The sequence below is a fragment of the Streptomyces sp. NPDC097107 genome, assembly GCF_044762405.1.
In the GTDB taxonomy this organism is placed as follows: Bacteria; Actinomycetota; Actinomycetes; order Streptomycetales; family Streptomycetaceae; genus Streptomyces; species Streptomyces thinghirensis.
The window spans coordinates 96,293-109,516 of the sequence record NZ_JBIWEF010000008.1 but is presented as its reverse complement, the minus strand read 5'-3'; the positions used below and the strand labels follow the sequence as shown (position 1 = coordinate 109,516).

Genomic DNA, 13,224 nt, shown 5'->3' with positions numbered 1-13,224 from the left:
AAGGCTACGCCTCCCGGACCCGGAAGGTCAGACCGGGCCCGTCCATCGTCGCGTAAGTCACATCGCAGACCGCGTTTCGGCGCTGGAAATGGCGGGAAACAAGCGAGGTTCTGCTGCGCGTGGGAAAGGGAGACCGCGACCCGGCGCCGAGAAAACGCGGGTCTGTGGCTGATCACACGTGTCCGTCAGCGCGGACGCCAGTGGATCTTGAGGCTCCGCTTCGAACCCTACGTCAACTCGACGCCGACGGCAGGCCCGGAAGAGTGATGAGAATCCGGCAGCCCCGCTCGGATTCGGCCACACCGATCCGGCCGCCGTGCAGATCCACCGCCCAGCGTGCGATCGCCAGGCCCAGCCCGGTGCCGCCGTCGCTGCCCGGACCGTGCGGCCGGGACACCGAACCCCGGTTGAACCGCTCGAACACCCGGCGCCACTCCGAGCGCGGAATGCCGGGGCCCTCGTCGAGAACCTCCAGCTCCAGCGACTCCGGCAGTTCCCCGCGCCGCGCCCGGACCGTCACCCGGCCGTGCGGCGGGCTGTGCTTGACCGCGTTGTCGATGAGGTTGGCGACGACCTGGTGGATGCGCTCGGGGTCGGCGTGCGCGGTCAGCTCCGGCGGGAAGACGTCGAGGGCCAGGTGCACGTCGGTGCGGGTGTGGCCGCCGGAGCCGGACGCGAGGCCGGCGCGTGCCGAAGCGACCATGTTGGCCTCCTTCAGCACGCCGGACAGGTACGGCCACACCTCGAAGCGCCGCTTGCGCAGCGGTATGACGCCGTTGTCCAGGCGGGAGAGGTCCAGCAGCGTCTCCACCAGCCGGCCGAGCCGCTCCGTCTGCCCGAGCGCCGTACGCATGGTCTCCGGGTCGGCCTCGGTGACCCCGTCGACGATGTTCTCCAGCACCGCGCGCAGGCCGGCGATGGGGGTGCGCAGCTCGTGCGAGACGTTCGCCACCAGCTCCTTGCGCTGGAGGTCCTGGGCCTCCAGGTCGTCGGCCATGCGGTTGATGGTGACGGCCAGGTCGCCCAGCTCGTCGCGGCGGTTCTCGCGCACCCGGCGCGTGTAGTCGCCGTGCGAGATGGACCGGGCCACGGCGTTCATCTCGTCCAGCGGCGCGGTCAGCCCGTGCGCGACGAACTGCGTGATCAGCAGCGTGGCGATCATCGAGAAGACCGTGATGAAGCGCAGCTCCGTCTTGGTGTGCACCGCTATCACCGAGAGGCCGGTGGTGATCAGTACCGACGTGACGACCAGCGCGCCCAGCTTGGTCTTGATCGAGAACGGGCGTACGCCGCCCCAGGGTTCCCCGGTGCTCCGGGGGCCGGGGCTCCTCCGTGCGGCCTCCCGCCCTCGGCTCATGGCGTCGGTGTCTCCAGCGCGTAGCCCACGCCGTGCACCGTGCGGATGCGCTCGGCCCCGATCTTGCGGCGCAGCGCCTTGATGTGGCTGTCCACGGTCCGGGTGCCGGAGGCGTCCGCCCAGTCCCACACCTCGGCCAGCAGCTGCTCACGGGAGAGCACCGCGCGCGGGGTGTTCGCCAGGCAGACCAGCAGGTCGAACTCGGTGGGGGTGAGGTGCACGTCCTCGCTGCGCACCCGTACCCGGCGCTGTGCGTGGTCGATCTCCAGTTCGCCGAGGCGGAGGATGCCGCTGCGCGGCGTGGAGGCGGCCACCACGGCCCGTTCCACCCGGCGCAGCAGTACGTGCACGCGGGCTGCCAGCTCGCGCATCGAGAACGGCTTGGTCATGTAGTCGTCGGCGCCCACGCCGAGACCGACCAGCATGTCCGTCTCGTCGTCGCGCGCCGTGAGCATCAGCACCGGCACCGGCCGCTGTGCCTGCACGCGCCGGCAGACCTCCAGACCGTCGAAGCCGGGCAGCATGATGTCGAGGATCAGCAGGTCGGGCTGCCAGGCCTCGGCGGTGTCGACCGCGGACGGGCCGTCGCCCGCCGTTTGCACCAGGAACCCCTCGGCGCGCAGGCGGGTCGCGATGGCGTCCACGATCGTCTGGTCGTCCTCGACCACCAGCACTCGTCGCTGCGCGCCCGGAGTAGCCGTCGCCGTGCCGTTGTGGGAGGTCTGTGTCTGCTCCATCGCCCGCCCCTGAAGTGTGCTTTCCGGAATCCGTGGGGTGATCCCATGGCTGCGCTTGACGCTTGAATGATCCGCGTCAGAGCAGCAGCGTACGGGGAGTCGTCGCGCCTTTGCTATCCAGGCCCGACGCCGAGGTGGACGACGTCCGGAACGCCCCGGGCAACGGGGATCTCTTCGGTACGCACCTGCTGGAACCCGGCATTACGCAAGGTTTCTTCGAATTCCGGAGAGGGCTGCGCAGACCATACGGCAAGCACCCCGCCGGGCCTCAACAGCCGGGCACAGCCCGCCAGTCCGGTCGGCGCGTACAGCCCGTCGTTGCCCTCGGTGACGGTCCAGCCGGGGCCGTTGTCGATGTCGAGGCAGAGCGCGTCGTACGTGTCGGATGTCTCATTGACGTACTCCAGGAGGTCCGCTTCGACGATCTTCGTGCGCGGATCGGCCAGTGCTCCCGCGGACAGCGCGGCCAGCGGTCCGTCCCGGTGCCAGTCGATGATGGCGCGCTCGCGCTCGACGACCGCGATCCGGCCCCAGCGGGGGTCGGCGGCCGCGTGTGCGAGCGAGAATCCGACGCCGAGTCCCCCGATGAGGAGGTGGGGCGCACCTTGCCCGCCGGGCGCGGTGAGCGCGTCGGCCGCCGCGTCGACCAGTCGCCGCTCCGAACGCCCGTCGGAGGTGTCCATCAGGAAGCAGCCGTTCGCGATGATCTGCAGCAGCGCCCCGTGCCGGCGCAGGACCACCTCGCCGTGCGGGCCCTCGCGACGGTCCAGCACTTCGGGGATGTCGTGGGAGTCGTGGGAAGTGGTGGGCATCGGCCCATCCTGGCAGGGAATGCCGGAGCGCCCGGCCGCGCTCCCGCATACGTGGCGGCGGCACCCCCGGGCCCTTGATCGCTCAGAGCGAACGCGCTTGGGGGAACAATCGGTGACTCTCTTTCATTGAGTCGGTGTAACTCAACTTGACTGCCGAAGGGGAGATCATGGCTACTGAGTCCGAAGCCTTCACACCGCTCACCCTGCCCGTGCTGCCGCTCGACGACGAAGTGGTCCTGCCCGGAATGGTCGTCCCCCTGGACCTGAGCGACGCCGAGGTGCGGGCCGCGGTGGAGGCCGCCCAGGCCGCCGCCAGGTCCGAGCCCGGCAAGCCCCGGGTCCTCCTCGTCCCGCGCGTCGACGGCACCTACGCCAGGACCGGCGTCCTCGGCACGGTGGAACAGGTCGGCAGGCTGGCCGACGGCGACCCGGGTGCCCTGCTCCGAGGCGTCGGCCGGGTGAAGATCGGCGCCGGCACCACCGGCCCCGGCGCCGCGCTGTGGGTCGAGGGCACGCGCGTCGACGACACCGTGCCCGAGCCGCTGCCCGGCCAGGTCGCCGAGCTGGTGAAGGAGTACAAGGCGCTGGCCACCGCCTGGCTGCGCAAGCGCGGCGCCTGGCAGGTCGTCGACCGCGTCCAGGCCATCGACGACGTCTCCGCGCTCGCCGACAACTCCGGCTACTCGCCCTTCCTCACCACCGAGCAGAAGGTCGAGCTGCTGGAGACCGCCGACGCGGTCGCCCGCCTCAGGCTCGCCACCCAGCAGCTGCGCGACCACCTCGCCGAACAGGACGTCGCCGAGACCATCGCCAAGGACGTCCAGGAGGGCGTCGACAAGCAGCAGCGGGAGTTCCTGCTGCGCCGCCAGCTCGAAGCCGTGCGCAAGGAGCTGCGCGAGCTGAACGGCGAGGCGGGCAAGGACCCGGCTGAGGAGTCCGACGACTACCGCGCCCGCGTCGAGGCCGCGGACCTGCCCGAGAAGGTGCGCGAGGCCGCCCTCAAGGAGGTCGACAAGCTGGAGCGGTCCTCCGACCAGTCGCCCGAGGGCTCCTGGATCCGCACCTGGCTCGACACCGTCCTCGAACTGCCGTGGAACGTACGCACCGCGGACGCCTACGACATCCGGGGCGCCCGGGCCGTCCTCGACGACGAACACGCGGGTCTGGAGGACGTCAAGGAGCGGATCACCGAGTACCTGGCGGTGCGCAAGCGGCGCGGCGACCGGGGCCTCGGCATCGTCGGAGGCCGGCGCGGCGGTGCCGTACTGGCCCTGGTCGGCCCGCCCGGCGTCGGCAAGACCAGCCTCGGCGAGTCCGTCGCCCACGCGATGGGCCGCAAGTTCGTCCGCGTCGCCCTCGGCGGCGTCCGCGACGAGGCCGAGATCCGCGGCCACCGGCGTACCTACGTCGGCGCGCTGCCCGGACGCATCGTGCGCGCCGTCAAGGAGGCCGGGTCCATGAACCCGGTCGTGCTCCTCGACGAGATCGACAAGGTGGGTTCCGACTTCCGGGGCGACCCGGCCGCCGCGCTGCTCGAAGTCCTCGACCCGGCCCAGAACCACACCTTCCGGGACCACTACCTGGAGGTCGAGCTCGACCTGTCCGACGTCGTGTTCCTCGCGACGGCCAACGTCCTGGAGGCCATCCCGGAGGCCCTGCTCGACCGCATGGAGCTGGTCCGTCTCGACGGCTACACCGAGGACGAGAAGATCGTCATCGCCCGCGACCACCTGCTCCCGCGCCAGCTGGAGCGGGCCGGCCTGGACCCGGACGAGGTCACGGTCGAGGAGGGCGCGCTGCGCAGGCTGGCGGGCGAGTACACCCGCGAGGCGGGCGTGCGCACCCTGGAGCGTTCGATCGCCCGGCTGCTGCGCAAGGTGGCGGCCCAGCACGAACTGGGCGACCGGAAGCTGCCCTTCACCGTCACCGACGGCGACCTGCGCGCCCTGATCGGCCGGCCGCACCATGTGCCCGAGTCCGCCCAGGACCCGGCCGAGCGGCGCACCTCGGTGCCCGGTGTGGCCACGGGCCTCGCGGTGACCGGCGCGGGCGGCGACGTCCTGTACGTCGAGGCGTCGCTGGCCGACCCGGAGACGGGCGCGTCGGGACTGACCCTGACCGGTCAGCTGGGCGACGTGATGAAGGAGTCGGCGCAGATCGCGCTGAGCTTCCTGCGCAGCCGCGGCGCCGAGCTGGAGCTGCCGGTGGCCGACCTGAAGGACCGGGGCGTGCACATCCACTTCCCGGCGGGCGCGGTCCCCAAGGACGGCCCGAGCGCCGGCATCACGATGACCACGGCGCTGGCCTCGCTGCTCTCCGGGCGGCTGGTCCGTACGGACGTGGCGATGACCGGCGAGGTCTCGCTGACCGGCCGCGTGCTGCCGATCGGCGGGGTCAAGCAGAAGCTGCTCGCGGCGCACCGGGCGGGCGTCACCACGGTGATCATCCCCAAGCGCAACGAACCCGACCTGGACGACGTACCGGCGGAGGTGCTGGACAAGCTCGACGTCCACGCCGTCACCGACGTCCGACAGGTCCTGGAACTGGCGCTCGCACCGGCGACGAACGGCGCGCGGTCGGAGGTTCCGGTCGCGGCGGTGGGGGCACCTCCCAGGCTTCAGGCACTGGGGGAGGACGCGACCGGATGAGGTGAAGGCCCGGCCCCTTGAACCCAAGAGGAGGGCCGGGCCTTCCCGTACGCCGTGTGTCAGCCGTTCGCGAGCGCCCGGACGCGGTCCAGGGCTCCGTTGAACTTGTTGTGGTCCCCGACCGTCGGCCCGGACGAGGTGTACTGCCACATCGTGTAGTAGCCCCAGCCGGCCGGCAGCGTGCCCACGGCCGAGGCGTACCGGGCGATCCACAGCGGGTTGTTCGCCGCGAAGCCGCCGTAGTCGCCGGTGCACTGGGTCCACCAGCTGGTGGCCGTGTAGATCACGGCGTCGCGGCCGGTGCGCGCCTTGTAGGTGTTCAGGAAGTCGCGGATCCAGGTGACCATCTGGCTCTGCGACTTGCCGTAGCAGGTGGCCCCGTAGGGGTTCCACTCGATGTCCAGCGCGCCCGGCAGCGTCTTGCCGTCGCGGGACCAGCCGCCGCCGTGGTCGACGAAGTAGTTGGCCTGCGCGGCGCCGCTCGTCGTGTCCGGGGTGGCGAAGTGGTAGGCGCCGCGGATCATGCCGACGTTGTACGAGCCGTTGTACTGCTGGGCGAAGTAGGGGTTGGTGTAGTACGTCCCCTCGGTGGCCTTGACGTAGGCCCACTTGACCCCGCTGTTCCACAGGGTCGACCAGGCGACGTTGCCCTGGTGGCTGGAGACGTCGACGCCCTCCGTCTGGGTGGCGTCGCCCGGGACGGGGGTGCCGTGGCGCCCGTCGTGCTCCAGGACGCCCATGCCCAGGTGGGCGGAACCGCGCGGTGGGATGTCGGCGGCCGGCGACGCGTGGGCGGCGGGGAGGGTGGCTACCAGGGAGAACGCGGCGAGCAGGATCCCGGTGACGGCGAAGCGCCGCCCGCGGGCCGATCCGGATCTGTGCACGAGCATGACGTGCCTCCGATGGCTCGGTGGTGCTCGGTGGGGGATGCGCGAGTGGGGAGAACCCGTGGGTGGCGTGGGCATGCCATTCAAGAGGTTCGAGGTAGACGCTACGCACGTAGAACGGGGGGTGGGAAGAGAGACCGGAGGCTGCCGTTGGTCTAAGCCTGCGAAATACTTGCCAAGCTGCGGTGATGCCGGCCCGTGGCGGAAACTTTCAGGACCGGGAAAATCGAGGCAGGGGCTGACGTGCGCGAAAACGGGAACGGCGACGGTCGCGGAGGCGAATTCGACGCGTCCGGCAGTGGTGTGAACCAACCGGAGTTCCTGGCGCTGGAGCGGGAGTTGACGGTCCTGCTCCGGCGGGCGCGGGCGAACCAGGGCGAGATGGCCCGCGAGGTCCACCCCGACCTGGAGTCGTCCGCGTACGGCCTTCTCGTCCGGCTCGGCGAGTGCGGCGGGCAGCGGGCCACGGAGCTGGCCGCCTACATCGGCGTCGGCAAGGCGACGATGTCCCGTCAGCTGCGCGCGCTGGAAGAACTCGGCCTCGTCGCCCGGCAGCCCGACCCCGCCGACGGCCGCGCCTGGCTGATCACCCTGACCCCGGAGGGCCAGTCGCGTGTCAGCCGGGTGCGGGAGGCGCGCCGTGCACGGTACGCCGGACGGCTCGCCGACTGGGACCCGCGCGAGGTCACGGAACTGGCCCGGCTGCTGCGGCAGCTGAACCGGGGGATGGAGAAGTAGGGCCGCGGCACCCGGTCTTCACAGCTCCGCGTACACCACCGTCGCGTCGTCGTGCGCCTTGCCGCGCCCCAGGAACGCCCGGGCCCCCGCAGCGTCCGCCCGTTCCAGCTCCCGCACCCGGTCCACCAACGCCTGGGCGCCCTGCTTCCGTACCAGCGCGAGGCAGTCCGTCCAGTCGCCCTCCCCGAACCTCTCCACCCACCGTGCCGCCCCGTCCGTCAGCGCCGCCAGCGTCCGCACCTCGCCGCGCGGCAGCACGCCCGTCACCGCCCGCGCCGCCACCGCAGGGTCGGCCGCGGCCGTGAAGAAGCCGCCCTCCTTGTTGCGGAGGTTGGCGTCGACCAGCGCGTCCGTGGCGAGGGCCGAGCGGGGCAGCCGGGCCAGCCGGTCGTCCAGGACCGCCGTGACCGTGCCGTCGGGAGCCTCCACCAGCAGGGCCGAGTCCGACAGAACCAGGTACTCGACGGCGGCGGGGGACCAGCGGGCCAGGACCACGGTTGCCTGCGGGGTCCGCGGGTGAGAAAGGTCACAGGTTTCCGCGTGTGCCGCAGAGGTACGAGCGATGGCGCGGGACAGGGCTTCGGCGAGGGGGATTTCCGGGAGTGAAACGGTCAGTTCGGTCAGAGCGCCACCGAGGTGCGCGGTGAACCAGGGCACGGAATGCAGACACCCCGTCGTACTCCGGGGCGGTGTCACGCCGTCCAGCACCACGAGCGAGCCACCCTGTCCCGAGGCCGGTAGTCCGACACTCGCGAAGTCCTCGTTGGGGTGGTCGGTGAGGCCGGGTTCCGAGACGAGTTCCGTGCGCATCCAGCCAGTCTGCACGACCTCTTCACGGCATCCGCAAAAGGCTGGCAACTTCCCCGGGATCGATGCGGGGGCGCAGGTCAGGCGCCTGATTTGGGATGGAATTCGGCACTCAGGCAACGCGTGGCGGCACATAGTGCCACCGCCCGTCGCAGACGTCCAACCGGCGCGCCGCGCAAGCGCGTCGTACGAGCCGGGGGAACTTGCTCCCCAACTCCCGTCCGGGGTTCACTCCTTCGGGTGGCGGGTCGGATGATGCACGCGCACCGCCCACCGGCACTGGGAGGGTCGGGATCCGGTGGGGTGCCTGCCCTGCTCACGCGGTCTCCCCGTCCGATGCGCAGTCGGCGGCCGAGGAGCAGCCCAGAGCGTGGCGGAGGGTGCACGCGCCGACCGGCCAGTTGACGGAGCGCCACCCGGGCCCACGGGTACACGAGTCAGGAATGCGAGCACCGGTGCAGAAGACGCGGCCTCGTCGCACAGGCAAGCAGACGGCCCCCGTGGGGAGCGCGGAGCGCACCCCCGGCACCTCCACCCCGGCGCCGCCGGAGGCCCCCGTCGGCAAGGGGCGTCCGACCCATGTACGCAATCGCCTCATCGCCGCCGTGGCGGTGGTGGCCGCCGCCGTCGCCGGGGCCGGAGCCCCGTCGGTCGTGGCCGCCTCCGGGCAACTGCACGACTCCCAGGAGCTGGTGACGCTCGCCGAGCAGACCCAGGGAGCGCTGACCCTCGCCCACTCCCTCGCCGACGAGCGGGACGAGGTCACCCCGTACATCGCCGCCGGCCGCCCCGAGTCCAAGGCGCCCTCCGAGCAGCGCAGCGCCCGCGTCGACCGGCAGGTGGAGGAGCTGCGTGCCGACACCGACACTCCGGCCTCCCTGCGCGAGGACCTCGACGCCGTAGCGGCGCTGCGCCGCGCGGCGCTCACCGGCAAGAGCACCGCTCTCCAGGCACACGATGCCTACTCGGAGGCGATCGCCGAACTGCACGCCCTCGCCGAGGAGCTGGCCGAGCGGATGCCGCCCCGCGCGGGCGCCGGCGCGTACGCACTGGCCGAGCTGGACACCGCCGTCCAGCAGGCCGCCGCCACTCGCGGCCTGCTGCTCGCGGCCCTGAACGTGCCGAGCAGCACCGAGACCGTCATCGACCCGATCACCGGCCTGCCGACCGAGGCGACCACGTCCTCGGACGCCGACGCGAAGCAGCGCGACGAACTCGCCGCCGCCGCGCAGCAGGCCCGGGTGCGCTCGGACGCCGCCCTCGCCGACTTCCGCGAGGGCGCGCCCAAGGAGGCACGGGGCAGCTTCGACGCCACGGTCGCCGGGCCCGAGGTCAACTCCGCCGACAAATACCTCACCGGTCTCACGGACGAGCCGACGCTCTCCGACGACGACCTCGGCACCAGCACGAAGAGGCTGGACGCCGCGCTCTCCGCCCGCGTCGACGCCATGCGGGGCGCCGAGTCCGCCCTCTACGAGAAGCGCACCACCGCCCTGGAGAAGCTGCGCGACGACGACGTGACCGCGCTGGAGATCCGGATCGCCGCCCTCGGCGCCCTGGTCCTGCTGGCCGTCGGCATCGCCACCGCCATGGCCCGCACCCTGACGCGCCCGCTCTCGGTGCTGCGCCGCGGCTCGGCCCGGCTGGCCGGCGCGGAGGACCCGACGGCCGAAGAGCCCGTCGCCTTCACCGGCCGCAACGACGAGTTCGCCCAGGTCGTCCGCTCGGTCAACGCCCTGCACACGCACGCCGCCACGCTCGCCGAGCGCGTCAACACGCTGGAGGCCGACCGCAAGCACCTGGTCGGCCAGCGGCAGAAGATGGCCGACGCCCGCGAGGGGCTGCGCGCCGAACTCGCCGAGTCCGCCGCCCAGCTGGCGGTGGTGCGCAAGAGCATCGGCTCCACCTTCGTCAACCTCGCGCTGCGCACCCTCGGGCTGGTCGAGCGGCAACTCGCGGTCATCGAGAGCCTGGAGGAGCGCGAGCAGGACCCGGACCGCCTCTCCACCCTGTTCAAGCTCGACCACTTCGCCACGGTCATGCGCCGGCACAGCGAGAACCTCCTCGTCCTCGCGGGCACCGAGCACGTCCAGCACAGCGCCCAACCGGTGCCGCTGGTCGACGTGGTCCGGGCCGCGGTCAGTGAGATCGAGCGGTACGAGCGCGTCCGCATCGCCGCGCTGCCGCCGCACGCGCACGTGGCCGGTTTCGCCGCCGACGACCTCTCCCACCTGCTCGCGGAGCTGATGGAGAACGCCACCTCCTTCTCGCCGCCGGACCTGCCCGTCGAGGTCTCCGGCTGGCTGCTGGAGAACGGTGAGGTGATGCTCTCCGTCCAGGACGAGGGCATCGGCATGACCACCGAGCGGCTCCAGCGGCTCAACGCCCGCCTCACCGACTTCGACCCGGAGGCGCCCTACGACCAGGAGGGCGAGGACGGTCTCGGGCTCGGCCTGTACGTCGTGGCCCGGCTCGCCCACCGGCACGGGGCCCGCGTGCGGCTGCGGGAGCAGAAGCAGGGCGGTGTCGCGGCCGTCGTGGTCCTCCCGAACGCCCTGCTCGCGGCGGCCCCGCCGGCCGCACTCGCCCCGAGCGTGCCCACGCCGGACGGCACGGGGTCCTTCGCCCTGCCGGGCGCCGACGCGGAGGCCAACTCCAACGTCCTGCACGGCCGCGCGGAGAAGGGCACGCGAGAGGGCGTGGACCCGCTGGTCGCCTCCGCGGAACAGGCCGTACGACGCGCGGAGGCCGACGGGGCGGGGGGCGAGGAGAAGGCCCCGGAGGCGGAAGCGGCCCCGGCGCCGGCACCCGCACCGGCCCCCACATCCGCACCGGCACCCGCCCCGGCCACTGCGCCGGCGCCGGATACGCCAACGGAGATGGAGATGGAGAGGGAGACCGGGCAGGCACGGGAAGACGGCCCGGAGTCGGGCCCGGAGTCCGCCCCGGAGGCGGAGGCCACCGAGTCGTCCCGCCCGGGCCGCGATCTCCCCGACGACGCCACGATGGCCCTCCTGCTGCCGGCACAGGCGCAGGCACAGGCACAGGCCCAGGCCCCGGCACCGGCCCAGGCCCCGGCACCGGAGGAGTCCACGCCGGAGCCGGACCCGCGGGAGCCCACCGCGCCCGGACTTCCCGGACAGCGCTCGGCCGGCCCCTACGTCATCGGCCCCGACGTCCACGACCGGACCCCGGACGAGGGCACCGCGCGTGCCGAGGACGCCGGGACCACCGGGACGATCGGGACAACCGGGACCACCGGGATGATCGGTGCCAACGAGGCCACCGAGGCCACCGGGATCACCGAGGCCACCGGGATCACCGAGGCCATCGGGATCACCGAGGCCACCGGGACCACCGAGGCCACCGGGACCACCGAGGCCACCGAGCCCGTCACCGAAAAGGGCCTGCCCAAGCGGACCCCGAAGCTCAGCACACCCGCGGCGGACCCGCGGCCGCGCGCCGCGGGTGCCGTCGACGCCGACGCGCTCCGCCGCCGCCTGGGAGGATTCCGCCGGGGGGCGGAGGCCGGCCGCCGCGACGTCGAGGCGGAGATCGCCGACCAAACCGGTCGGAACGAGGCGCCGGCCGCCGTCGTGGGGACAACCGAAGAAGCCACGGGGGGCACTGTCGAGGAGGCAAGCAGTTGACCGCGCCCAGTACCTTCGGACTCAGCAGTGAAGCCCGCAATCTGCACTGGCTGCTGACCAACCTGGTCGAGGAGGTGCCCGGCATCCTCTCGGTCGCGGTGGTCTCCTCCGACGGCCTGCTGTTGCTCTCCTCCGACCAGGACCGCAACGACGCGGCCCGCGAGGCCCAGGCCGTGCGCCGCACCGGCCCGCGCGGCTCCGCCGCCGACCTCGCCACCGTCGTCTCCGGCGTCGGCAGCCTCACCATCGGGGCCGCCCGGCTGATGGACTTCGGCAACGTGAAGCACACGATGGTCGCCATGGACGAGGGCAGCCTGTTCGTGATGTCGGTCAGCGACGGCTCGCTGCTCGGCGTGCACGGCTCCGCGGACGCCGACATGAGCGTCATCGCCTACCACATGGCGCTCTTCGTCGGCCGCGCCGGACACGTCCTGACCCCCGAACTCCGCAGCGAGCTGCGGAAATCCCTGGAGTCCGAGTCGACCTCTACGGGGAGTACCCGATGAGCAGCAGCCCCAGGAAAGCCCCGAGGAACCTCCCCGTACGCGGCGCCGACCGCAAGCCGGCCCGCGTACGCCCCTACTCGCTCACCGGCGGCCGCACCCGCTTCGGCCACGTCCTGCTCGTCGAGACGTTCGTCGGCGCCACGGCCGGCACCGCCGCGCTGGAAGCCGCCGAGGAGCGCAGGGAACTGACGAACGGCAGCCTCACCTCCCGCGTGATGCCGGAGATGCGGGCCATCGTCGAACTGTGCCGCCGTATGCGTACGGTGGCCGAGATCGCCGCGCTGCTGAAGATGCCGCTCGGCGTGGTCCGCGTGCTCCTCAGCGACCTGGCGGACCAGGGAAAGATCCGTGTGTACGGCACCGGGACCGGCCACGGCACGGGCCGCCCGGACCGCGCTCTGCTCGAAAGGGTGCTCAGTGGACTCCGTCGTCTCTGACGCCGCCGCCTACGGCGTCTCCCCACTCGTCGACCCCGACGAGCCCATGCGGCCCTGGCAGGCGGACCGCACCCGCGCGCCCATCGCCACGAAGATCGTGGTGGCGGGTGGCTTCGGTGTCGGCAAGACCACGCTGGTCACCGCCGTCTCGGAGATCACGCCCCTGCAGACCGAGGCGCTGATGACCGAGGCGAGCGAGGAGACCGACGACCTCACCGCCACCCCGGGCAAGCTCACCACCACCGTGGCCATGGACTTCGGCCGCATCACGCTCGACGACGACCTGGTGCTCTACCTGTTCGGCACGCCGGGCCAGCAGCGATTCTGGTTCATGTGGGACGACCTGGTGCGCGGCGCGATCGGCGCCGTCGTGCTGGCCGACACCCGCCGCCTGAAGGACTGCTTCCCCGCGCTGGACTACTTCGAGAGCTGCGGACTGCCGTACGTCGTCGCCGTGAACCACTTCGACGGCAGTGAGCTGTTCGAGGCGGAGGACGTGCGGGAGGCGTTGACGATCCCCGCGCACATACCTGTAATGATCATGGATGCGCGCCGCCGGATCTCGGCCATCGAGACCCTCTTGTCCCTCGTGGGCCACGCGCTCGACGAAACCCCCGAGTAGTAGTCCCTTTAGGAGCGTCCCCC

General features: G+C 72.2%; 11 protein-coding genes. 6 read left to right on the top strand and 5 right to left on the bottom strand.

Annotated elements, in window-relative coordinates; genetic code table 11:
* Positions 1-232 precede the first annotated feature (232 nt).
* From ACIQ1J_RS20335 to ACIQ1J_RS20325, 3 genes are all read right to left on the bottom strand, one after another.
* On the bottom strand, positions 233-1,357 hold the full coding sequence (locus tag ACIQ1J_RS20335; RefSeq protein ID WP_210960504.1) for a cell wall metabolism sensor histidine kinase WalK: 1,125 nt from the start codon (positions 1,355-1,357) through the stop codon (positions 233-235).
* A complete protein-coding gene (locus ACIQ1J_RS20330; RefSeq protein WP_210960503.1) occupies positions 1,354-2,094 on the bottom strand; it encodes a response regulator transcription factor in 741 nt (246 codons plus the stop codon). Before ACIQ1J_RS20330 ends, ACIQ1J_RS20335 begins: the two co-directional genes overlap by 4 nt.
* Positions 2,095-2,207: 113 nt before the next feature.
* On the bottom strand, positions 2,208-2,906 hold the full coding sequence (locus tag ACIQ1J_RS20325) for a spermidine synthase (RefSeq protein ID WP_403558421.1): 699 nt from the start codon (positions 2,904-2,906) through the stop codon (positions 2,208-2,210).
* A 167-nt stretch (positions 2,907-3,073) separates the two neighbouring features.
* Between ACIQ1J_RS20325 and lon the strand changes: the two genes are divergently transcribed.
* A complete protein-coding gene (lon, locus tag ACIQ1J_RS20320; RefSeq protein WP_403558419.1) occupies positions 3,074-5,554 on the top strand; it encodes an endopeptidase La in 2,481 nt (826 codons plus the stop codon).
* Positions 5,555-5,613: 59 nt separating this feature from the next.
* Here the strand turns inward: lon and ACIQ1J_RS20315 are convergent, their stop codons facing one another.
* Complete coding sequence (locus ACIQ1J_RS20315) at positions 5,614-6,444, bottom strand: lysozyme (RefSeq protein ID WP_403558417.1); 831 nt, start codon at positions 6,442-6,444, stop codon at positions 5,614-5,616.
* 240 nt (positions 6,445-6,684) lie between these two features.
* On the opposite strand from ACIQ1J_RS20315, the gene ACIQ1J_RS20310 reads away from it, so the two are divergent.
* On the top strand, positions 6,685-7,179 hold the full coding sequence (locus ACIQ1J_RS20310) for a MarR family winged helix-turn-helix transcriptional regulator (protein WP_210960499.1): 495 nt from the start codon (positions 6,685-6,687) through the stop codon (positions 7,177-7,179).
* Between the two features lie 18 nt (positions 7,180-7,197).
* Here the strand turns inward: ACIQ1J_RS20310 and ACIQ1J_RS20305 are convergent, their stop codons facing one another.
* A complete protein-coding gene (locus ACIQ1J_RS20305) occupies positions 7,198-7,989 on the bottom strand; it encodes a protein phosphatase 2C domain-containing protein (protein WP_403558415.1) in 792 nt (263 codons plus the stop codon).
* Positions 7,990-8,429: 440 nt separating this feature from the next.
* Between ACIQ1J_RS20305 and ACIQ1J_RS20300 the strand changes: the two genes are divergently transcribed.
* Genes ACIQ1J_RS20300 through ACIQ1J_RS20285 form a run of 4 tightly spaced genes read left to right on the top strand, consistent with a single transcriptional unit; the run spans position 8,430 to position 13,201 of the window.
* Complete coding sequence (locus ACIQ1J_RS20300; RefSeq protein WP_403558413.1) at positions 8,430-11,636, top strand: nitrate- and nitrite sensing domain-containing protein; 3,207 nt, start codon at positions 8,430-8,432, stop codon at positions 11,634-11,636.
* On the top strand, positions 11,633-12,142 hold the full coding sequence (locus ACIQ1J_RS20295; RefSeq protein ID WP_403558411.1) for a roadblock/LC7 domain-containing protein: 510 nt from the start codon (positions 11,633-11,635) through the stop codon (positions 12,140-12,142). Before ACIQ1J_RS20300 ends, ACIQ1J_RS20295 begins: the two co-directional genes overlap by 4 nt.
* Positions 12,139-12,579 (top strand): DUF742 domain-containing protein, encoded by a 441-nt coding sequence (locus tag ACIQ1J_RS20290; protein WP_403558409.1) that lies wholly within the window; start codon positions 12,139-12,141, stop codon positions 12,577-12,579. Before ACIQ1J_RS20295 ends, ACIQ1J_RS20290 begins: the two co-directional genes overlap by 4 nt.
* Positions 12,560-13,201 (top strand): ATP/GTP-binding protein, encoded by a 642-nt coding sequence (locus ACIQ1J_RS20285; RefSeq protein ID WP_210960494.1) that lies wholly within the window; start codon positions 12,560-12,562, stop codon positions 13,199-13,201. The genes ACIQ1J_RS20290 and ACIQ1J_RS20285 overlap by 20 nt, the downstream gene beginning before the upstream one ends.
* Positions 13,202-13,224 lie beyond the last annotated feature (23 nt).

What these genes read in the sequence shown, in the direction of transcription:
- lon (WP_403558419.1), top strand. Translation starts at nt 3,074, where the DNA reads ATGGCTACTGAGTCCGAAGCCTTCACACCGCTCACCCTGCCCGTGCTG.
- ACIQ1J_RS20330 (WP_210960503.1), bottom strand. Translation starts at nt 2,094, where the DNA reads ATGGAGCAGACACAGACCTCCCACAACGGCACGGCGACGGCTACTCCG.
- ACIQ1J_RS20305 (WP_403558415.1), bottom strand. Translation starts at nt 7,989, where the DNA reads ATGCGCACGGAACTCGTCTCGGAACCCGGCCTCACCGACCACCCCAAC.
- ACIQ1J_RS20335 (WP_210960504.1), bottom strand. Translation starts at nt 1,357, where the DNA reads ATGAGCCGAGGGCGGGAGGCCGCACGGAGGAGCCCCGGCCCCCGGAGC.
- ACIQ1J_RS20290 (WP_403558409.1), top strand. Translation starts at nt 12,139, where the DNA reads ATGAGCAGCAGCCCCAGGAAAGCCCCGAGGAACCTCCCCGTACGCGGC.
- ACIQ1J_RS20325 (WP_403558421.1), bottom strand. Translation starts at nt 2,906, where the DNA reads ATGCCCACCACTTCCCACGACTCCCACGACATCCCCGAAGTGCTGGAC.
- ACIQ1J_RS20315 (WP_403558417.1), bottom strand. Translation starts at nt 6,444, where the DNA reads ATGCTCGTGCACAGATCCGGATCGGCCCGCGGGCGGCGCTTCGCCGTC.
- ACIQ1J_RS20300 (WP_403558413.1), top strand. Translation starts at nt 8,430, where the DNA reads ATGCGAGCACCGGTGCAGAAGACGCGGCCTCGTCGCACAGGCAAGCAG.